Origin of the sequence: Yokenella regensburgei ATCC 49455 (assembly GCF_000735455.1) — a bacterium.
Taxonomy (GTDB): domain Bacteria; phylum Pseudomonadota; class Gammaproteobacteria; order Enterobacterales; family Enterobacteriaceae; genus Yokenella; species Yokenella regensburgei.
In genome coordinates this window covers 130,959-152,034 of the sequence record NZ_JMPS01000010.1, presented here as the reverse complement: position 1 = coordinate 152,034, position 21,076 = coordinate 130,959, and the positions used below count along the sequence as shown (strand labels likewise).

Genomic DNA, 21,076 nt, shown 5'->3' with positions numbered 1-21,076 from the left:
AAAGGGCGGTCATTGACCGCCCTTTTTTGTTAACGGGGCTTTTTCTTCACCTGAATAGAGTGGTCATGACCACAATCATCAGGATGGCGGCAGGCTTCCACTTCCACGCAGGCAGAGCACAGGCCATGGGCTTCAATCACGTTGTGGCGCAGGGCAAAACCCATTCTCGCCGCCAGCGTATGCATGATGTCCTCAACCCCTTCAGCGCTCTCTTCTTTCACCACGCCACAGCGATCGCAGATAAACATCGCGGAAGTATGCGTAGGCTTATCGAACATGTGGCACAGCACGTAGCTGTTGGTGGACTCCACTTTATGCACAAACCCCTGCTCAAGCAGAAACTCGAGGGCGCGATAGACGGTAGGGGGTTTGGCCTGCGGCTCGGCTTCCCGTAGCAGGTCGAGCAGGTCATAAGCGCTGATAGCACCCGGCTGCAGGCTCATCAGGCGTAATACCTCAAGGCGCTGCGGAGTCAGGCGCACACCGCGTTGCGCACACATTTTTTCGGCGTGTGCTAACAGCTTTTGCGAAGTTGTCTTATCCATGAGCATCCTCAGGGTGCGAAATGTATTTCGTTACTTTATCACATTAAGTCTAAAACACCGAGATCCCGGCGGGTGTGCTATACCTGATGCATCTCACGTTCAGGATAAAAGATAATGAAAAGACCAGATTGCATTCGCCACTGGCGTGAAGTGGAAGGTCCGGATGACTCGACTTATTCCGGTAGCAAGGAGCTGTTTTCGATTGGTGCGCCGCTGGCGCGTCGTTTAGGGCTCACTCGTATGGGTATTCACCACGAGCGTCTGCCGCCTGGCCGCAGAACCTCTTATCCACACGCAGAAAGCGATGAGGAGGAGTTTATCTATGTGCTGGAGGGGCATCCGCATGTATGGATCAACGGTTATCTCTGGCCGCTGTCGCCCGGTGATAGCGTAGGTTTCCCGGCAGGAACCGGGGTGTGTCATACCTTCATTAATGACTCGGAAGAGGACGTCTGTTTATTAGTGGTCGGAGAGGCAAATAAGAAACATAACCGGATTTACTACCCGTTAAACCCGGATTACGCCGCAACCCGGGAGGATCGATGGGTGGATCACCCGCCGCAATTTTTTGGCCCACATAACGGCAAACCTTCCGCAAAATAGCATCCTTGACTATAAATATTGAGGGCCATCACAAACTATAACCAAATCAGTGATGGCCACTGCAATTGAACTCTGGGTTTAGACGCTTTTTCCATCGTTATTCACAGCAATAGTTCACCCCTTTCCAGGAGATAACAGAAAGGGATAAACACTTAACTGCAAATAACGAGAGTATTGTGAAATATAACGTCAAATATTCAGCATTATCGCTGGCAGTTTCACTTTTTATGGCAAATCAGGCGGTAGCGGCAAATACGTGGTCGGAAGCGCGCGGTGACGCAATGGGGGGAACGGGGGTGGCTTCCGCGAGCTACGGTAGCGCCATTTTCATCAACCCCGCGCTGCTGGCAAAAGCGAAATCCTCTGATGGTATTGCGGTTGTCGGTCCGGCGCTTGGTGCGCAGATAAGCGATAAAGACAATCTGCGCGATCAAATCGACGACATCAGCGATGATGTCGATAACTATCGTAACTCTCTCAAGAATATCAATATCTTCGATCTGTTCCGTCCTGGCTCTCCGGGATACAAGCAGGTCTCTTCTGCGGCGGGCGATCTCGCCGACCAGCTCGATTCCCTGAAAGGTAAAACCGCCAATGGCAAGGCGGCAGGCGGCATTGCGGTGAGCCTGCCGAGCGATGCACTTTCGGTGGCGTTTATGGCGAAAGCGTACGCCAATGCCCGGGTGAGTTCGTACATCGATCAGGGTGATATCGACCTGCTGCGGAGTATCCAGTCGGTGCCTGCCCGTGCGTTGACGGTGGATCCCAACTCGCTACAGTCGAAAGGGTTTGGCCGGGCGGCTATCGTATCGGACTACGGGGTAGCCATTGCGCGCCAGTTTGATATTGGCGGCGTTCCAGTGTCGCTCGGCGTTACGCCGAAGCTGCAGCAAACATGGCTCTACAACTACACCGTCTCGATTTACAACTATCACAGCGGCGATCTCAACAACAGTCGTTACCGCAACAGTGATACCGGTTTTAACGTCGATGCCGGGATGGCGGCCGATTTTGGTGAAAGCTGGACGGTGGGTCTGAGCGGGCAGAACCTGATGTCCCGCGACATTGATACCAAAGAGGTTGATGGCGTGCGTGATACCTACCAGATCCGCCCGCTGGTGACGGCAGGCGTCGCCTGGCACAACGAGTTGCTGACCCTGACCGCAGATGGCGATCTGACGGAAACGAAGGGTTTCAAAAGCGAAGATAACTCCCAGTACGTGGGCGTGGGCGCTGAAGTGAAGCCGCTGCAGTGGCTGGCGCTGCGCGCCGGTTATCGTGCGGATGTGAAAAACAACGACAGCAACGTGTTCACCGCCGGTGTTGGCTTCGCGCCGCTGAATACGGTTCACGTCGACCTGATGGGTCTTTACGGTGAGGATGAAACCTGGGGGGCAGGGGCACAGCTCAGCCTGACCTTCTGAGGACGCGCGGAGGTTCACGCCTCCGCGCTGTCTTTGTGCTATAGTAGCGCCCCTTTTTACCCGGATGCTTAAATATTCGCCATGCTGCAAGACACGCCGACACCTGTTTTCCCTGCTCACCGCTTCTCTATTGCGCCCATGCTCGACTGGACGGACAGACACTGCCGCTATTTTCTGCGCCTGCTGTCGCGCCAGACACTGCTGTATACAGAGATGGTGACCACCGGCGCCATTATTCACGGTAAGGGCGACTATCTGGCATATAGCGAAGAAGAGCATCCGCTGGCCCTGCAGCTGGGCGGCAGCGACCCGGCGGCGCTGGCCCACTGCGCAAAGCTTGCCGAAACGCGCGGCTACGACGAGATTAACCTCAACGTTGGCTGTCCGTCCGATCGTGTGCAGAACGGCATGTTTGGTGCCTGTCTGATGGGCAACGCGCAGCTGGTGGCCGACTGCGTGAAAGCGATGCGTGATGTGGTGTCGATTCCGGTGACCGTGAAAACCCGTATCGGTATCGACGACCAGGACAGCTATGAATTCCTCTGCGATTTTATCAATACCGTTTCCGGACACGGCGAGTGCGAGATGTTCATCATCCACGCCCGCAAAGCGTGGCTCTCAGGCCTCAGCCCGAAAGAGAACCGGGAGATCCCACCGCTTGACTACCCGCGCGTGTATCAGCTGAAGCGTGATTTCCCACATCTGACCATGGCGATTAACGGTGGCATTAAGTCACTCGAAGAGGCAAAAATACATCTTCAGCATATGGACGGTGTAATGGTAGGGCGCGAAGCCTACCAGAACCCGGGGATCCTGACGGCGGTTGACCGTGAGATTTTTGCTGGCAGTGCCGCAGATCCTGACCCGGTTGCGGTGGTGCGGGCAATGTATCCATACATTGAGCGCGAGCTCAGCAACGGCACGTATCTGGGCCACATGACTCGCCATATGCTTGGCCTGTTCCAGGGCATTCCGGGCGCGCGTCAGTGGCGTCGTTACCTGAGTGAGAACGCCCACAAAGCTGGAGCGGATGTTGAAGTTCTGGAACAAGCGCTGCAGCTGGTAGCGAATAAACGTTAATTTTTCACTACTATTTCGTCAAATTCACCACGCCCTGACATTGAGTTCAGGGCGTTTTTGTTATAATTCAATGTGTTAATTTTGGCATGCTTTTTGTAATAACTCAGGTAGTGATGTTTTTACGAATTGAGGGAAGAAACCATGCTGGAACTGTTATTTATCATTGGATTTTTCGTCATGTTGCTGGTGACGGGGATATCGCTGCTGGGGATCCTGGCGGCGGTGATCGTAGCGACTGCGCTGATGTTTGTTGGTGGGCTGTTCGCGCTGGTGGTGAAGTTGCTACCGTGGCTGCTGCTGGCGATTGCGGTGGTGTGGATTATTCGTGCACTGAAAGCGCCAAAGATGGAACGTTATCGTCGCGACGACCGCTGGCGTTACTAAAAGTGTCAGGGATCACAACCTGAAAAATTTTGCCCGTGGGCACATAGGATTAGCGTCATAAATCTGTCACTATCGCGCGGTACTGAATTCATCGCGCTGTACCCTACATACAGCCGAACTAAAAAAAAGAATGGGCTTCTCTCTGAGAAGCCCTAATTCTTTCTGACGACCGTTACGGGATAAGCAGGCTTGAGCCCTGGGTTACCCGACTCTCCAGTACCTCATGCGCTTTTTGCGCGTCATGCAGGGCATACCTCTGACTGGCTGCCACATCAACGTTAATCACCCCGCTGGCAATCAGCGAAAACAGCTCATTGCTGGCCTCTGCGAGTTCCTCACGGGTGGTGATGTATCCCTGAAGAGAAGGACGGGTGACGTACAGCGAGCCTTTCTGATTAAGAATGCCCAGGTTTACGCCGGTTACCGGACCGGAGGCGTTGCCAAAACTGACCATCAACCCACGGCGCTGCAGGCTGTCAAGGGAGGCTTCCCAGGTGTCTTTGCCAACGGAGTCGTATACCACTCGGACTTTTTTACCCTCGGTGATTTCTTTCACCCGTTCGGCGATGTTCTCTTCACGGTAGTTGATGACCTGCCATGCTCCGGCCTGCAGCGCGCGTTGGGCTTTCTCGGCGCTGCCAACGGTACCAATCAACTTAGCACCCAGCGCTTTTGCCCACTGGCAGGCGATAAGGCCAACGCCACCCGAGGCCGCGTGGAATAAAAACGGTTCGCCGGGAGCTAGCTCGTAAGTTTTTCGTAGCAGATAAAAGACGGTCAACCCCTTCAGGAAGGAGGCGGCGGCCTGTTCAAAGGAGATAGCGTCCGGAAGCAGGGCTGCCTTATTGGCCGGAACGTTGTGGATAGTGCTGTAAGCACCGAGCGCCGACTGGGCGTAGACCACCCGATCGCCAACCTTGATATGCGTGACGGCAGAGCCGACCTGGCGCACAATCCCGGCCGCCTCGGTGCCAAGTCCGCTTGGGAGCGACGGCGGTGGGTACAGACCGCTGCGAATATAGGTATCGATGTAGTTGATACCGATAGCTTTGTTTTCTACCTGGATGTCGTGTTCTGCGGGAGCATGGGGAGTGAACTCAACGGCTTTCAGCACTTCAGGGCCGCCATGCTTGTGAAATTCAATACGCGTTGCCATTTGAACTCCTTTGTTGATTCATTTCCAGACACCGTGCGTTATACTGCGCTGTCTCTCTCTTTTTTGGTAACTCCGTTCACTATGGCAGGAAATAAACCCTTCAACAAACAACAGACTGAACCCCGTGACCGTGATTTCCAGGTTGCCGGGCTGAAAGTACCGCCGCACTCGATTGAAGCGGAACAGTCGGTGTTGGGCGGTTTAATGCTGGATAACGAGCGCTGGGACGATGTTGCCGAGCGCGTGGTATCCGACGATTTCTACACCCGTCCGCACCGCCATATCTTCACGGAGATGGCGCGTTTACAGGAAACGGGCAGCCCAATCGACCTGATTACGCTCGCGGAATCGCTGGAGCGCCAGGGGCAGCTTGATAGCGTCGGCGGCTTCGCCTATCTTGCAGAACTGTCAAAAAACACACCAAGTGCAGCGAATATCAGCGCTTATGCTGACATCGTGCGTGAACGTGCTGTTGTTCGTGAGATGATCTCGGTAGCGAATGAAATCGCCGAAGCCGGTTTTGATCCACAGGGCCGCACCAGCGAAGACCTGCTCGATCTTGCTGAATCCCGCGTATTCAAAATCGCTGAAAGCCGTGCCAACAAAGACGAAGGTCCGAAAAATATCGCCGACGTGCTGGATGCCACCGTCGCGCGTATCGAAAAGCTCTTCCAGCAGCCGCATGATGGCGTCACCGGGGTGAACACCGGTTATGACGACCTGAATAAAAAAACCGCAGGTCTGCAGCCATCGGATCTCATCATCGTGGCGGCGCGTCCGTCGATGGGTAAAACGACATTTGCGATGAACCTCGTTGAAAACGCGGCAATGTTGCAGGATAAGCCTGTACTTATCTTCAGTCTCGAGATGCCATCCGAACAGATTATGATGCGTTCTCTGGCCTCGCTTTCCCGCGTTGATCAGACCCGTATTCGTACCGGCCAGCTTGATGATGAAGACTGGGCGCGCATCTCCGGCACCATGGGCATTCTGCTGGAAAAACGGAATATCTATATTGATGACTCCTCCGGCCTGACGCCGACGGAAGTCCGTTCACGTGCGCGGCGTATTGCCCGTGAGCACGGCGGATTAGGGCTCATCATGATCGACTACCTGCAGCTGATGCGGGTACCGTCTCTGTCGGACAACCGAACCCTCGAAATCGCGGAAATTTCGCGTTCATTAAAAGCGCTGGCAAAAGAGTTGCAGGTGCCGGTGGTGGCGCTCTCGCAGCTTAACCGCTCCCTGGAACAGCGCGCCGACAAGCGCCCGGTGAACTCGGATCTGCGTGAATCTGGCTCCATCGAACAGGATGCTGACCTCATCATGTTCATCTATCGTGATGAGGTTTATCACGAAAACAGCGACTTAAAAGGCATCGCCGAAATCATTATTGGTAAGCAGCGTAACGGCCCGATCGGTACGGTGCGCCTCACCTTCAACGGCCAGTGGTCCCGCTTTGATAACTACGCGGGCCCGCAGTACGATGATGAATAACGGATTGATTAGGTAATCAAAGAATACATTTCCCAAGGAATTCAAATGCAAGCGGCAACTGTTGTCATTAACCGCCGCGCTCTGCGACACAACCTGCAACGACTCCGTGAACTGGCGCCTGCCAGCAAGCTGGTTGCAGTCGTGAAAGCGAACGCTTACGGCCACGGTCTTCTTGAGACTGCGCGAACGCTCCCTGATGCCGACGCTTTCGGCGTCGCTCGCCTCGAAGAGGCGCTGAGACTGCGGGAAGGCGGCATTACCCAACCGATTTTACTGCTGGAAGGGTTCTTTAATCCCGACGATCTGCCGATGATTTCTCGTCAGCATCTGCATACCGCGGTGCATAACCTGGAGCAGCTGGAAGCACTCGAGCAGGCCGAGCTGCCTGAGCCGGTGACGGTTTGGATGAAGCTCGACACCGGTATGCACCGTCTCGGGGTGCGTCCGGAAGAGGCCGATGCCTTCTATCAGCGTCTGTGCGCCTGCAAGAACGTGAATCAGCCGGTCAATATCGTCAGCCATTTCGCCCGTGCCGACGAGCCGGAGTGCGGTGCAACCGAGCAGCAGCTGGATACGTTCGAAACTTTCACCGCAGGTAAACCAGGACAACGCTCCATTGCCGCTTCCGGCGGGATCCTGCTCTGGCCGCAGTCGCATTTCGACTGGGTACGTCCGGGGATTATTCTCTATGGTGTATCGCCGCTGGAGCAGAAGCCCTGGGGGCCGGAGTTTGGCTTCCAGCCGGTGATGTCGTTGACCTCAAGCCTGATTGCCGTGCGTGAGCACAAAGCCGGTGAGCCTGTGGGCTACGGCGGTACCTGGCTTAGTGAGCGCGATACGCGCCTTGGGGTCGTGGCGATGGGCTACGGCGACGGCTACCCGCGCGCCGCTCCTTCCGGTACACCGGTGCTGGTAAACGGCCGCGAAGTGCCCATCGTTGGCCGTGTGGCGATGGACATGGTGTGCGTCGACCTGGGACCGCAGGCAAAAGATAAAGCGGGTGACCCGGTGGTGATGTGGGGCGATTCGTTGCCGGTTGAACGGATTGCTGAGATAACAAAAGTGAGTGCTTACGAACTTATCACGCGCCTGACTTCAAGGGTTGCGATGAAATACATCGACTGACCTTCCTGCCGTTTTCCCTCTCCCTTTGGGGGAGGGAAACATATCCTCGATCTTCTCCGGTATCCGGTTTATTGTGAATAGACCTGCACTCGTAAATCTGGAGAACCATCGCGTGTTTCAGAAAGTTGACGCCTATGCTGGCGACCCCATTCTCTCCTTAATGGAGCGTTTCAAAGAAGACCCCCGGAGCGACAAAGTCAATCTCAGCATTGGCCTGTATTACAACGAAGACGGGATAGTCCCGCAGCTTCAGGCCGTTGGTAAAGCGGAAGCTCAGCTGAATGCGCAGCCGCACGGCGCCTCGCTCTATCTGCCGATGGAAGGGCTGAATACTTACCGTAGCGCCGTTGCACCGCTGCTGTTTGGCGCACAACACCCGGTTATCACCCAAAAGCGTGTTGCTACCGTGCAGACGCTGGGGGGGTCAGGAGCGTTGAAAATTGGTGCTGATTTCCTGAAACGCTACTTCCCGGATTCTGGCGTATGGGTCAGCGACCCGACGTGGGAAAACCATGTGGCTATTTTTGAGGGCGCCGGATTCAAGGTTCGCACCTATCCGTGGTATGACGCCGAGAGCAACGGCGTGCGCTTTAACGCGCTGCTGGAGACCCTCAGCACGCTGCCGGAACAGAGCATTGTGCTGCTGCACCCGTGCTGCCATAACCCGACCGGTGCTGATCTGAACGACGCCCAGTGGGATGCGGTGATTGAAGTCGCCAAAGCACGCAACCTGATCCCATTCCTTGATATTGCTTATCAGGGCTTCGGTGCCGGGATGGAAGAGGACGCGTATGCGATTCGCGCCTTTGCCGACTCCGGGCTGCCGCTGCTGGTCAGCAACTCATTCTCGAAGATTTTCTCGCTGTATGGCGAACGTGTTGGCGGACTGTCGGTGGTTTGTGAAGACACCGATGCCGCTTCCCGCGTGCTGGGACAGCTGAAAGCGACCGTGCGTCGCAACTACTCCAGCCCGCCGAACTTTGGTGCGCAGCTGGTCGCCGCCGTGCTGAACACTCCGGAGCTGAAAGCCTCATGGCTGAGTGAGGTTGAGGAGATGCGGGTGCGTATTCTGGCGATGCGCCAGGAGCTGGTGAAGGTGCTGAAAGAGGCAATGCCGGGGCGTAATTTCGATTACCTGTTGAAACAGCGTGGGATGTTCAGCTACACCGGGCTGAGCGCAGCTCAGGTCGATCGTCTGCGTGAAGAGTTTGGTGTTTATCTGATAGCCAGCGGACGGATGTGCGTGGCCGGGCTGAACTCACGTAACGTACAGCGCGTGGCGCAGGCGTTTGCCGCTGTAATGTAAGTGCTCACTAACAAATTATCACTCTCGCTCCGGGAGTGATAATTTTCCCTCCGTTGTGATTAGTGTGATCATCACCTTTTTCTATGATAAATCCAGGCGATATTCCTTTCCTTCATCCATTGTCGGGAGTATGGTCAGGGTGATTTTTTGATCACCCACGCAATTAATTACAATAACGATCTGATAGTTTAGGGAAAAATATGCGCAAGATCACATTGGCGCTCAGCGCCGCCTGCTTATTGTTCACGCTAAATAGCTCCGTTGTTGCACGCGCCTCTACGCCATCACCTATCTACCCGGGTACCAACGTTGCTCGCCTCGCCGAGCAGGCACCGATTCACTGGGTTTCCGTGGCGCAAATTGAAAACAGTCTGCTGGGACGCCCGCCGATGGCGGTAGGGTTCGACATTGATGACACCGTGTTGTTCTCAAGCCCAGGGTTCTGGCGCGGACAGAAGACCTTTTCGCCAGATTCGCAGGCTTATCTGAAAGATCCCGCGTTCTGGGAAAAAATGAATAACGGTTGGGATGCTTTCAGCATTCCGAAAGAAGTGGCAAAAGCGCTTATCACCATGCACGTGAAGCGCGGCGACAGCATTTATTTCGTCACTGGCCGCAGCCAGACGAAAACCGAAACGGTATCGAAAACGCTGCAGGATGATTTTCTTATCCCGGCAGTCAATATGAACCCGGTGATTTTCGCCGGTGATAAAGAAGGTCAGAACACGAAAACCCAGTGGCTGCAGGAGAAGAACATGAAAATGTTCTACGGCGATTCGGATAACGATATTACCGCAGCACGTGAAGTGGGCATTCGTGGTATCCGCATTCTGCGGGCCTCAAACTCAACGTATCGTCCATTGCCAATGGCGGGGGCGTTCGGCGAAGAAGTTATCGTCAACTCTGAGTACTAAATCGCTAAACGGCAACCTTTCGGTTGCCGTTTTTTTATGCAATTCTGCTGTGTCGGGTTTTACCTTTTCTCGTCTTGTTGCACACTGAAAATATCCCTTTCCCTCGAGTTGCCGAAAGCGGCAGGGAGTACACAGATGACTATCTCGGAGTTACTACAGTATTGCATGAACAAGCCGGGCGCTGAGCAGAGCGTGCACAGCGACTGGAAGGCTACGCAGATAAAAGTAGCTGACGTTCTTTTTGCCATGGTGAAGGAAGTGGAAGGTCGTCCTGCCACCTCGCTGAAAACCAGCCCTGAGCTTGCTGAGCTGCTGCGCCAGCAGCACAGCGATGTGCGTCCAAGTAAACACCTCAACAAAGCGCACTGGAGCACGGTCTACCTCGATGGCTCGCTTCCGGATTCACAGATTTACTATCTGGTAGATGCCTCCTGGCAGCAGGCGCTGGCGCTGATCCCGGAAGAGACCCGCAAAACGATTCTTGGCGAATAACTACAGCGCTTTCAGTAGTACCGACAGCGACAAATCAAGCAACCGCTCGATGATATTTTGCAAACGGGTGCGGAGAGCTATTTGCGCGTTGGTTATCTCTATGTTCAGTTGCTCCTGTAGACCAATCAGCATCACTTCCATATCGGCCGCCTCCAGCTCGCCGCGCGCTTTGTCGCGAAAGGCTTCCGCGAGCTGAGCACAGGTTTCACGGATGAAGGCGTTGTTATCGGCAAAACCCTCCTTCAGCAGCGCCAGACACTCATTGCCAATGTCCGCTCCTGCCTGCTGGCGAAAAGCGGGCGCGGAGAAGGCGGCCTGTAGATCACTGAATATCGACATTCGTGTTCCCCTGATAGCACACCGAGCGTGGGCGCAGGCACTCACCGCGTATCGCCTGTTGATAAGCGCTTGCCGCCTGGCGACCGAAAAGTTTTTCCTGCGCGGCGTTGAAAGGACGCTGCTGCTGTTCCCGTCGTTGGTATTGGGCCTGATAGATAGTATTCAACGAGCGTAAATTGCTGAGCCGTAACGGGTCCCCGAGATCCTCGGCAAATAGCGTCGCAGCCCGATATTGCAGGCGGTAGTCGCGGTTGTCCTGCCGGATGCTCTTTTCATCATCCGCTGTGGCGTCATCAATAAACTGCATATGCAGCGCCTGCAGCATCACGAGCTGGCGATGGGCATCGCTGTTGTAGTTTCCCGTCAACGAGCAGGCGGTGAGGAGAAGTATCGGTAAGAGGAACGCCATTCTTAAAAAACGGACAGCGGCTGACATAACCAGAACCTTATGCAGGATAGACGCTTTCAGTTCAGCATGCTGCCCGGATTCAGGCAAGTCAATAAAGTAGAGTGTGCGAAAAAGAGGAAAAGAGATGCGCCTTGATGAACATCAACAAGGCGCAGGGGGCGTTACTTAAGAAGCGGTTTCAGGAAGCGCGCCGTATGCGATGCTTCGCATTCGGCAACGGTTTCCGGCGTGCCGGAGACAAGAATTTCCCCACCGCCGCTGCCGCCTTCCGGACCGAGGTCGACAATCCAGTCTGCGGTTTTAATCACATCCAGGTTGTGCTCAATCACCACGATGGTGTTGCCCTGGTCTCTGAGCTGGTGCAGTACGTCCAGCAGTTGCTGGATATCGGCGAAGTGCAGACCGGTGGTCGGCTCGTCGAGAATATACAGCGTCTGGCCGGTACCGCGTTTCGACAACTCACGCGCCAGCTTCACGCGCTGGGCTTCACCGCCGGAAAGCGTGGTCGCTGACTGACCAAGGCGAATGTAGGTCAGACCAACATCCATCAGGGTTTGCAGCTTACGCGCCAGCGCCGGAACGGCATCGAAGAACTCGCGGGCTTCTTCAATCGTCATGTCCAGCACTTCGTGGATAGTTTTGCCTTTGTACTTAATCTCCAGCGTTTCGCGGTTATAGCGTTTGCCTTTGCACTGGTCGCAAGGAACGTAGATATCCGGCAGGAAGTGCATCTCAACTTTAATCACGCCGTCGCCCTGGCAGGCTTCACAGCGCCCGCCGCGAACGTTGAAGCTAAAACGCCCAGGGGTATAGCCGCGAGAGCGCGCTTCCGGCACCCCGGCGAACAGTTCACGGACCGGTGTAAATACGCCGGTGTAGGTTGCCGGGTTGGAACGCGGAGTACGACCGATCGGGCTCTGGTCGATATCGATAACCTTGTCGAAATGCTCCAGGCCCTGAATATCACGATAGGGTGCTGGTTCAGCCAGCGTCGCGCCGTTCAGCTGAGTCTGCGCAATCGGGAACAGGGTGTCGTTAATCAGCGTTGATTTGCCGGAGCCTGAGACCCCGGTGATGCAGGTAAAAAGCCCCACCGGCAACGTCAGCGTGACGTCTTTCAGGTTGTTGCCGCGCGCGCCGCTGAGTTTCAGCACTTTTTCCGGGTCAGCTGCAACGCGCTGCTTCGGCACCGCGATTTGACGTTTGCCGCTCATGTACTGGCCGGTCAGAGACTCTGGTACCGCCATGATGGCTTCCAGCGGACCTTCAGCCACCACTTGCCCGCCGTGAACCCCGGCGCCCGGGCCGATATCAATCACGTGATCGGCGGCGCGGATGGCGTCTTCGTCGTGCTCTACCACAATCACCGTGTTGCCGAGGTTACGCAGATGGATAAGCGTACCGAGTAGGCGCTCGTTATCGCGCTGATGCAGACCGATAGACGGTTCGTCCAGCACGTACATTACGCCCACCAGGCCTGCGCCAATCTGGCTTGCCAGGCGGATACGCTGGGCTTCACCGCCGGAGAGGGTCTCCGCCGAGCGGGAAAGCGTCAGGTAGTTCAGGCCAACGTTGACCAGAAACTTCAGGCGGTCACCGATCTCTTTCAGCACTTTTTCGGCAATCTGCGCGCGCTGCCCGGACAGCTTCAGGTTGTTGAAGAAGTCCATCGCATGGCCGATGCTCATGTCTGAAATGGTCGGAAGCGGGGTGTTCTCGACGAACACGTGGCGCGCTTCACGACGCAGGCGTGTCCCGTCACAGGTGGCGCACGGGCGGTTGCTGATAAATTTTGCCAGTTCTTCGCGTACCGCGCTGGATTCCGTCTCTTTATAGCGGCGCTCCATATTGTGCAGCACGCCTTCGAACGGATGGCGACGCACGGAAGTATCGCCGCGGTCATTCATGTATTTGAATTCGATTGATTCTTTGCCGGAGCCGTACAGCACGACTTTGTGTACGTTGGCACCGAGGCTTGCCCACGGGGCTTCGACGTCGAATTTGTAATGATCGGCGAGGGATTTCAGCATCTGGAAGTAATAGAAATTACGGCGATCCCAGCCGCGAATGGCCCCACCGGCCAGCGACAGCTCCGGGTTTTGAATGATGCGATCCGGATCGAAATACTGCTGCACGCCAAGGCCGTCGCAGGTCGGGCAAGCGCCTGCCGGGTTGTTGAACGAGAACAGGCGTGGTTCCAGCTCGCGCATGCTGTAGCCGCAAATCGGACAGGCAAAGTTGGCGGAGAACAGCAGCTCTTCGGCTTTGGTATCGTCCATATCGGCGACGACTGCGGTACCGCCAGAGAGCTCCAGCGCGGTTTCAAAGGATTCAGCCAGACGCTGCGTAAGATCGTCGCGGACTTTAAAGCGGTCGACAACCACTTCAATGGTGTGTTTCTTTTGCAGTTCGAGCTTGGGTGGATCTGAAAGATCGCACACTTCGCCGTCGATACGCGCGCGGATGTAGCCCTGGCTTGCCAGGTTTTCCAGCGTTTTGGTGTGCTCGCCTTTACGTTCTTTAATGATCGGCGCCAGCAGCATCAGGCGTTTGCCTTCCGGCAGTGCCAGCACGTTATCGACCATCTGGCTTACCGTCTGCGCCGCCAGCGGAACGTCGTGATCCGGGCAGCGGGGTTCACCCACGCGGGCATATAACAGACGCAGGTAGTCGTGAATTTCAGTGATAGTACCGACGGTAGAACGCGGGTTGTGCGAGGTCGACTTCTGTTCAATCGAAATTGCCGGGGACAGCCCTTCGATATGATCGACATCAGGCTTTTCCATCAACGACAAAAACTGACGCGCATAGGCGGACAGAGATTCAACATAGCGACGCTGGCCTTCGGCATACAGGGTGTCGAAAGCGAGCGAGGATTTTCCGGATCCCGACAGCCCGGTCACGACAATCAGTTTGTCGCGGGGGATCACGAGGTTGATGTTCTTGAGATTATGGGTGCGGGCGCCCCGAACTTCGATCTTATCCATTCACCTTTCCCGGTAGATACACGGCGAGCCTTGTTTGCTTTGCTGGACAACAGGCGGTCAGAAACGGCTAATTATGACACAAATTCACCTGAATGAATATACAGTATTGGAATGCAAATTCCGCGATTCTGTGCAAAAATGATTATGCGCGCGAGTTTTCTGGAATCATCCTCGCAGCTATCAAAATGCCTCTTTGTGATGGTACAATCGCGCGTTTACACTATTAAGAAACGTATCAGGAGACTCGATCATGGCCAGCAGAGGCGTAAACAAGGTGATTCTCGTCGGTAATCTGGGCCAGGACCCGGAAGTACGCTACATGCCGAATGGTGGCGCAGTTGCCAACATTACGCTGGCTACTTCCGAATCCTGGCGTGATAAAGCGACCGGTGAAATGAAAGAGCAGACCGAATGGCACCGTGTAGTGCTGTTCGGCAAGCTGGCGGAAGTGGCAGGTGAATACCTGCGTAAAGGCTCCCAGGTGTATATCGAAGGCCAGCTGCGTACCCGCAAATGGACCGATCAGTCCGGTCAGGAAAAATACACCACCGAAATCGTGGTTAACGTTGGCGGTACCATGCAGATGCTTGGTGGCCGTCAGCAGGGTGGCGCACCAGCAGGTGGCGGTCAGCAGCAGGGTGGTTGGGGTCAGCCTCAGCAGCCGCAGGGTGGCAATCAGTTCAGCGGCGGCGCGCAGTCTCGCCCGCAGCAGCAGTCTGCACCGGCGCCATCTAACGAACCGCCGATGGATTTCGACGACGATATCCCGTTCTGATCTTAACCCTGAGCGCATTCTGCTCAGCGTTAAACGAGAAAGCCCCGTATTACGGGGCTTTTTTTTCGCTGGTAGAAGCCTGGGTCTCGCTCGTGGAGGCAGCCTGCGTTGCCTTCAGCTTTTTCTCCCGTTCCTCCATGATGAGCTTGTAGGCGATATAGTATTTATAGATATTGCTGACGTAAGTTACCGTCTCGGCACCGATTTTTTCAGCGGCAAGGTATTCCACGTTGCCAAACCAGACGTTAGGGTTAAACCCGCGTTTTTTGGTCTCTACCCGCAGGCGAGCAATACGCGCTGGGCCGGCATTGTAGGAAGCGAACGAAAACAGCGCTTTGTCGATAGGCGTCATTGGCTCGTCGCCGTAGTAATGATCGATCATCCAGCGCATGTATTTCACCCCGGCATGAATGTTCGGATCCAGATTGCGAATATCTCCTACTTTCAGCTCTTTACCCGTTTTTGGCATGACCTGCATTACACCAATAGCACCAACGTGGCTGCGGACCGACTGGTTAAGACGCGATTCCTGGTACCCCTGGGCGGCCATCAACAGCCAGTCAACGCTGTAGCGATCGCCATACTTGCGGAAGATATCAATCATGGCCAGCATTTTGCGCCGTTCGCTTTCGGCTGCCGCGTTTTTCACGTATTTCGCGTTTTTTAAATAGCGCAGCAGTATGGTGTTACCCAGTTTGCTGCCCTGTCCGTTCGCTTTAACGAACTGATTGAGGAGAGCGAGCAGCTGCGGATCATCTTTTCGCACAGCCCAGGCAATCTCGGCATCATCACGCAGCACGATGTTGTCGTGTATTTGAATTTTTGGGAACACCTGTTTCCAGAAAACCGCTTTGTGCTGATCGACGATGATCAGCGGAATGAGCCCAGCACTCAGCATCTCGATCAGATCTTCATCCTCCAGAGCTTCGGGGGCCAGTTCGATCTTCACGGGGGGGAGAGAGGCTTTGGCAAAACGTGCATTCAGCGCGACCAGGCTTTCGTAATAGCTCGATGAACGGCGGACAAAGACGGTTTTACCGGAGAGCGCATCCAGATTTTCTACTTTGGGTGAAGCCGGGCCGGAGATCAGTAATTCTTTGACGTTCGGGTACAGCGGCGTGGTGAAGGTCACCTGAGTGAGACGCGATGGGGTGATGGTCAGGTTGGCGGCGGCAATATCACCTTTTCCTTCATTCAGAGCGGTAAATAGCTGATCGCGGGCAACGGGAACGAAAATAATGCGCACTTTCAAATGGCGCTGTTTAAGCTTTTTTTCCTTCGCAAGGCTGGCGTTCAGATTGCGCTCAAACTCCATGAAAATATCGTGAGTGGCACCGCGCTGGGTTCCTTTATCGATAAAAAAGAAGGTCTTGCTGTAGGTCGTCAGAACGCGGATCACGCGTCTGTCGAGCATGCCGGGCAGGTCCCCTTTCCAGGGTTGCAGCATGTCGTCTACGTTCATGGCAAGCGTTGGGCTCTCGTCCTGCGGATCGGCCGTTTTTTCCTGTGCCGGCGCGGCATAAACGGTGCTGATGAACAGCAGACTGGCAAAACAGGCCAAAAGATAGCGGGGTAAGAAGATAGTGTTCATGGAGTGATGCTCCGAATGGTGCATCACTTCATTTTAGTCAAATTCAGTCGGTCTCGCGTAGTGAAACGGCAGGCTTCCTTAAACCGGCATCATTGGCCATTCTGGCGGTGTCTGGTTCATTACTTCGACCATCACGTCCTGAATGTTTTTCCAGACCAGCGTTAAATCGACAAGGGTGATCCCGAGCAGCCCCGTCGCGAACCAACAGGCTGAGGCGATGCCCAGCACGCTACAAATCACCGCGAGCCCGACGTAGTCAGATTTACGCAGTCGAATGTTCAGCGTACTGGCAAAAAACATCAGCAACGCGCTGACCAGCGGCCAACGAAGAAGCGTGACGCCGGTGGTGATGGAGATCATGAGCCCTTCCTCAATGAAATGAAACAGTGTTCTTGTTACACTCTAATGTGTGAACTGTATCACAATTGATGGTTTATTCGCCAGATGATGCGGCTTTTTTTTCGTCAGGAGGGCGTGAGGGGACTGAACAGATGGCGGATGAAATAGAGAATCAGACTTAACCTGATTGCATTTAGGAATTATGTACTGGCGTTTTTACAGCAAATTTGTTGTTGTTATATAACTAAATAAAAACGCAACCTGCGCTTCAGGTTTGGCTTATGGTGAAATAATATCATCATCATTAAATATTAGGATTATGCCGCGAAAAGTCGGTTGCTAATGTCTTATGATTCATGCAACTTAATCACCTGTTATCACAGCCACAGGTCAGATGCTCAGGCACACTGCAAACAGGGATATTTGGCTAAATGAATCGGAATGTGCAATACAAGATACTGAGCGTCATTGGCGTTATCATGGTAGTTCTGCTACCCGTGATGCTGGCGCTTTGGTTTGCACAAATGAGAGCCACTTCAGAAACCACCGGGCAATTACATTCTATCGGTTTGCTGGCGCTCAATAAAACCGAAGTGGTTATTCAGGAGGCGGATCAGGCACGTGATGCGGCGGAGAAATATCGCGGCGAAGTGTGCACTCCCAGGCATCAGCAGGCCCTGTTAAACATCGTCCGTGGCCAGCTTTATGTTGAAGATATCATCTACGCCCAGGATAACCGATTTTTCTGTTCGACCTCTACGCACCTTCAGCATCCCTATATCATGCCGGAGGCTAATTATAAGCGTAAGCCCAACGTTTCTATTTATTATTATCGCGACACCCCTTTTTTTCCTGGCTACGCGATGACTTACATGCAGCGGGATAATTATGTCGTGGTGATTAATCCGCTCTCTTACAGTGAAGTAATTTCTGACGATGCATCGTTAACCTATGGTGTATTCGATACCAAAACTAACGCTTTTTTCTCCGTCAGCGCAAAGGCCGATCAGGCGAGACTGAGAGCCCATATCTCTGATAAAAATATCTCTTTCCAGAGCGATGGTCGTTTTTATACCGTGGTGCAGTCCGAGCGTCGCCCTATCGCCATTGTCGTTTCGACCCAGTCCGGTCGTTATTATCAAAACCTTTATCATCAGGCAACGCTAACGCTTCCGCTGGGGGCGATTTGCAGCATGCTTATTTTACTGGTGTGGTCACGCAGTCGGCAGCAATATCATTCACCGCGACGGAAGCTGCAGCGTGCATTAAATAAACGGCAGTTACGCCTGCATTATCAACCCATTATTGATATTAAAAACCACAGATGCGTTGGGGCGGAGTCTCTGCTGCGTTGGCCTGGATATAATGGGCCGGTGATGAGCCCAAGTGAGTTTATCCCGTTGGCGGAGAAAGAGGGGCTTATTGAGCAGGTAACGGATTATGTCGTCAATGAAATGTTTACGGATATGGGCCATTTCCTGGCACGGCATCCCGAGCTGTATGTTTCGATTAATCTCTCCGCTTCCGATTTTCACTCTTCACGGTTGATTGCGCAAATCTCTGAGAAAGCACGCCATTATTCCGTACAGGCACGGCAAATTAAAATTGAAGTGACCGAACGTGGGTTTATTGATGTTCCTAAAACCACGCCAGTGATTCAGGCCTTCCGCCAGGCGGGCTATGAAATTGCCATTGATGACTTCGGTACAGGCTATTCCAACCTGCATAACCTGTACTCGCTGAACGTCGATATCCTGAAAATCGACAAGTCTTTTATTGATACACTCACGACCAACAGTACCAGCCACCTGATTGCTGAGCATATTATTGAGATGGCGCAGAGTTTGCGTCTCAAGACGATTGCCGAAGGGGTTGAAACGGCGGACCAGGTGAACTGGCTGCACAAGCGCGGCGTTCAGTACTGTCAGGGATGGCATTTTGCGAAAGCGATGCCGCCCCAGGAGTTTATGCAGTGGCTGGATAAGGCAGACTGCCAGGTCAGCCGCCGGGTACCTCAGGCAGAAATCTGATGGCGGTAATCGCTCGGCGTTCTGTCGAACTCACGGCGGAACACTCGGGAGAAGGTCTGCTGCGACACATACCCGAGATCCATGGCGATATCAAAAATTGGCCGCTGGGTAGTACGCAGCGCTTCGGCCGCCATCAATAGCCGCCGTTGGCGGATATAATCTCCCAGCGTCTGATGCGTTACCGTGCGGAACATGCGCTGCAGATACCATTTCGAATAGCCGGATTTTCTTGCGACAACATCAATGTTAAGTGGTTGATCGATATGTTCATCAATCCATTCGACTAGCGTTTGAATAATTTCCTGATGGGACATACAGGGCCTCTTTTCTCAATTCTCGATTCGTCGTTTTGTCTGGGAGCGAGTATAATTCCTCAAGTTAACTTGAGGTAAAGCGCTTTATGGAAAAGAAATCTCCCCGCATGAAAACGCTGCTGACACCAGGGGAAGTGGCGAAACGAAGCGGTGTTGCGGTATCTGCACTGCATTTTTATGAAAGCAAAGGACTTATCAAAAGCACACGTAATGCGGGTAACCAACGGCGTTACCGGCGCGACGTGCTGCGCTATGTGGCCATCATCAAGATTGCGCAGCGCATTGGTATTCCGCTGTCGACCATCAGTGAGGGCTTCGGCGTGCTGCCGGAAGGACATAAGCTCAGCCCCAAAGACTGGGCCTCGCTCTCCTCCCAGTGGCGTGAAGAGCTAAACAGCCGCATTCACACGCTGGTGGCGCTGCGCGATCAGCTTGATGGTTGTATCGGCTGTGGTTGTTTATCCCGCACCGACTGCCCGCTGCGTAACCCGGGGGACAAACTGGGTGAAAAAGGCCCTGGGGCGCATTTTCTGGAAGACGAATAAAAAACTAAAGCGCCACAAGGGCGCTTTAGTTGTTTTCCGGTCTTTGTCTTTCTCTCTATCCCGCTGGTACACAGGAGGGTTTCCCCCGACATCAGCACCCCTCAGTGGTTCATCAGGGGTTGGAGGTTCCGGGTTGTGCTGACTCTTTAAGTCTACCCTGGCCCCCTGATTTCACCAGTGTGACAGGTGATTTTTTCGCCGAATTTTTTACGCCGATGAGCGCTTCTTTCTATAGTTAATTTGAACAAACTATCGTCATGGGAGTAAAAGATGCTCATTGTGCATCACCTGAACCAATCGCGGTCGCAGCGCGTGCTCTGGGCGCTGGAAGAGCTACAGATGCCCTACCAGATAATCCGTTACCAGCGCGAGCCCAACATGTTGGCGCCTCCCGCGCTCAAAAAGGTGCACCCTCTGGGGAAATCTCCGGTACTTGAAGATAACGGGCATATCATCGCCGAATCTGGCGCCATTCTTGAGTATTTGCAGGAGCGCTACGATCGCGATAATCACTTCCGCCCTCAGGAGGAGGTTGAAAAGCTGCAGTATCGTTTCTGGCTGCACTATGCCGAAGGATCGCTGATGCCGCTGCTTCTGATGAAGCTGGTGTTCAGCAGCCTCGGGAAACCTCCGGTGCCTTTTGGCCTGCGCTCGCTTGGGAAAGTCCTCGGGCAGGGTGTCCAGAAGGCTTATCTTGATAAGCAGATAGCCACCCACGCCGGATACATCGAATCCCAGCTCGCCGGGCGGCCATGGTTCGCCGGTGAGAACCTGAGCATGGCCGATATCCAGATGAGCTTCCCGCTCTTTGCGCTGCTCTCGCGCGGTGGCATCAAAACGTTGCCCAACATCGCGGCGTGGAAAAAGCGTGTGGAAACTCGACCCGCCTGGCAACGTGCTATTGAGCAGGGAGGACCGTTCGATATTCCTGGCGAGTAATCCGCTCAGGTAAAAAAAGAAAACAGAACGCACCAAAAATGTTGTTATTTTGCGCACTGACGATAACGTTTGCGCATCCTCTGGCGATTTATTCATCACTGAAGGCGAAATTTGGCAAAATGGTGCAAACTTCTGTTGAAAACGGCCAACTAAAAGCCAGATAATCGTTTGCTTTTTTTTGACTCGCGGTTTTGTCGGCGCGGAGTTAAACGTTTGCTTTCCTTCCGGCTCCCCTTTGCCGGATGGTCGCACAAGGAGATAACGTTTAGCAGGCAGTGGATG

The 21,076-nt window shown here is 54.1% G+C and carries 21 protein-coding genes; 13 read left to right on the top strand and 8 right to left on the bottom strand.

The genetic code is table 11. From position 1 onward, the window contains the following. Window positions 1–29: 29 nt before the first annotated feature. On the bottom strand, window positions 30–545 hold the full coding sequence (gene zur / locus GYRE_RS02820; RefSeq protein WP_038252817.1) for a zinc uptake transcriptional repressor Zur: 516 nt from the start codon (window positions 543–545) through the stop codon (window positions 30–32). A gap of 114 nt (window positions 546–659) precedes the next feature. On the opposite strand from zur, the gene GYRE_RS02815 reads away from it, so the two are divergent. The 4 genes from GYRE_RS02815 to pspG all read left to right on the top strand — a co-directional run bounded on the left by GYRE_RS02815 (window position 660) and on the right by pspG (window position 4,036). Continuing rightward, the gene (locus GYRE_RS02815) at window positions 660–1,148 is read left to right on the top strand and encodes a cupin domain-containing protein (RefSeq protein ID WP_038252815.1); all 489 of its coding nucleotides are present in this window, start codon (window positions 660–662) and stop codon (window positions 1,146–1,148) included. 227 nt (window positions 1,149–1,375) lie between these two features. Beyond that, complete coding sequence (locus GYRE_RS02810; RefSeq protein ID WP_373896531.1) at window positions 1,376–2,572, top strand: conjugal transfer protein TraF; 1,197 nt, start codon at window positions 1,376–1,378, stop codon at window positions 2,570–2,572. An 81-nt stretch (window positions 2,573–2,653) separates the two neighbouring features. Beyond that, window positions 2,654–3,652, top strand: a complete 999-nt coding sequence (dusA, locus tag GYRE_RS02805; protein ID WP_038252810.1) for a tRNA dihydrouridine(20/20a) synthase DusA — start codon at window positions 2,654–2,656, stop codon at window positions 3,650–3,652. A gap of 141 nt (window positions 3,653–3,793) precedes the next feature. After that, on the top strand, window positions 3,794–4,036 hold the full coding sequence (gene pspG, locus GYRE_RS02800; RefSeq protein WP_038252808.1) for an envelope stress response protein PspG: 243 nt from the start codon (window positions 3,794–3,796) through the stop codon (window positions 4,034–4,036). A gap of 172 nt (window positions 4,037–4,208) precedes the next feature. On the opposite strand, the gene GYRE_RS02795 is transcribed toward pspG, so the two are convergent. After that, entirely contained in the window at window positions 4,209–5,192 is a 984-nt protein-coding gene (locus GYRE_RS02795; RefSeq protein ID WP_038252806.1) for a quinone oxidoreductase, read from the bottom strand. A gap of 81 nt (window positions 5,193–5,273) precedes the next feature. Here GYRE_RS02795 and dnaB point away from each other — a divergent pair, with 81 nt between their 5' ends. From dnaB to GYRE_RS02770, 5 genes are all read left to right on the top strand, one after another. Next, window positions 5,274–6,689, top strand: a complete 1,416-nt coding sequence (gene dnaB, locus GYRE_RS02790; protein WP_006816689.1) for a replicative DNA helicase — start codon at window positions 5,274–5,276, stop codon at window positions 6,687–6,689. Between the two features lie 45 nt (window positions 6,690–6,734). Then, window positions 6,735–7,814, top strand: coding sequence for an alanine racemase (gene alr, locus GYRE_RS02785; RefSeq protein ID WP_038252803.1), 1,080 nt, complete (start codon window positions 6,735–6,737; stop codon window positions 7,812–7,814). A 112-nt stretch (window positions 7,815–7,926) separates the two neighbouring features. Continuing rightward, on the top strand, window positions 7,927–9,120 hold the full coding sequence (gene tyrB, locus GYRE_RS02780) for an aromatic amino acid transaminase (protein ID WP_038252801.1): 1,194 nt from the start codon (window positions 7,927–7,929) through the stop codon (window positions 9,118–9,120). 200 nt (window positions 9,121–9,320) lie between these two features. Next, a complete protein-coding gene (aphA, locus tag GYRE_RS02775; RefSeq protein WP_038252798.1) occupies window positions 9,321–10,034 on the top strand; it encodes an acid phosphatase AphA in 714 nt (237 codons plus the stop codon). A gap of 135 nt (window positions 10,035–10,169) precedes the next feature. Next, window positions 10,170–10,526: an MmcQ/YjbR family DNA-binding protein gene (locus GYRE_RS02770; RefSeq protein WP_006816701.1), complete on the top strand. Its 357-nt coding sequence runs from the start codon at window positions 10,170–10,172 to the stop codon at window positions 10,524–10,526. Here GYRE_RS02770 and GYRE_RS02765 read toward each other — a convergent pair whose 3' ends face one another. The 3 genes from GYRE_RS02765 to uvrA all read right to left on the bottom strand — a co-directional run bounded on the left by GYRE_RS02765 (window position 10,527) and on the right by uvrA (window position 14,261). After that, entirely contained in the window at window positions 10,527–10,865 is a 339-nt protein-coding gene (locus GYRE_RS02765) for a hypothetical protein (RefSeq protein ID WP_006816702.1), read from the bottom strand. After that, on the bottom strand, window positions 10,849–11,301 hold the full coding sequence (locus GYRE_RS02760) for a hypothetical protein (RefSeq protein WP_072009029.1): 453 nt from the start codon (window positions 11,299–11,301) through the stop codon (window positions 10,849–10,851). Before GYRE_RS02760 ends, GYRE_RS02765 begins: the two co-directional genes overlap by 17 nt. A 134-nt stretch (window positions 11,302–11,435) precedes the next feature. Continuing rightward, a complete protein-coding gene (gene uvrA / locus GYRE_RS02755) occupies window positions 11,436–14,261 on the bottom strand; it encodes an excinuclease ABC subunit UvrA (protein ID WP_038252793.1) in 2,826 nt (941 codons plus the stop codon). Window positions 14,262–14,511: 250 nt separating this feature from the next. On the opposite strand from uvrA, the gene ssb1 reads away from it, so the two are divergent. Continuing rightward, a complete protein-coding gene (ssb1, locus tag GYRE_RS02750) occupies window positions 14,512–15,036 on the top strand; it encodes a single-stranded DNA-binding protein SSB1 (protein WP_006816705.1) in 525 nt (174 codons plus the stop codon). A 49-nt stretch (window positions 15,037–15,085) separates the two neighbouring features. Here ssb1 and GYRE_RS02745 read toward each other — a convergent pair whose 3' ends face one another. Both GYRE_RS02745 and GYRE_RS02740 read right to left on the bottom strand, forming a co-directional pair. Beyond that, entirely contained in the window at window positions 15,086–16,627 is a 1,542-nt protein-coding gene (locus tag GYRE_RS02745; protein ID WP_006816706.1) for an MltF family protein, read from the bottom strand. Window positions 16,628–16,705: 78 nt separating this feature from the next. Continuing rightward, entirely contained in the window at window positions 16,706–16,987 is a 282-nt protein-coding gene (locus GYRE_RS02740; protein ID WP_038252791.1) for a YjcB family protein, read from the bottom strand. Between the two features lie 410 nt (window positions 16,988–17,397). Between GYRE_RS02740 and GYRE_RS02735 the strand changes: the two genes are divergently transcribed. Next, window positions 17,398–18,996, top strand: coding sequence for an EAL domain-containing protein (locus tag GYRE_RS02735; RefSeq protein WP_006816708.1), 1,599 nt, complete (start codon window positions 17,398–17,400; stop codon window positions 18,994–18,996). On the opposite strand, the gene soxS is transcribed toward GYRE_RS02735, so the two are convergent. Then, window positions 18,981–19,310, bottom strand: coding sequence for a superoxide response transcriptional regulator SoxS (gene soxS, locus GYRE_RS02730; protein ID WP_006816709.1), 330 nt, complete (start codon window positions 19,308–19,310; stop codon window positions 18,981–18,983). The genes GYRE_RS02735 and soxS overlap by 16 nt on opposite strands. 86 nt (window positions 19,311–19,396) lie before the next feature. On the opposite strand from soxS, the gene soxR reads away from it, so the two are divergent. Next, the gene (soxR, locus tag GYRE_RS02725; protein ID WP_006816710.1) at window positions 19,397–19,855 is read left to right on the top strand and encodes a redox-sensitive transcriptional activator SoxR; all 459 of its coding nucleotides are present in this window, start codon (window positions 19,397–19,399) and stop codon (window positions 19,853–19,855) included. Between the two features lie 270 nt (window positions 19,856–20,125). After that, window positions 20,126–20,794: a glutathione S-transferase family protein gene (locus GYRE_RS02720; protein WP_006816712.1), complete on the top strand. Its 669-nt coding sequence runs from the start codon at window positions 20,126–20,128 to the stop codon at window positions 20,792–20,794. The last annotated feature ends 282 nt before the right edge of the window (window positions 20,795–21,076 follow it).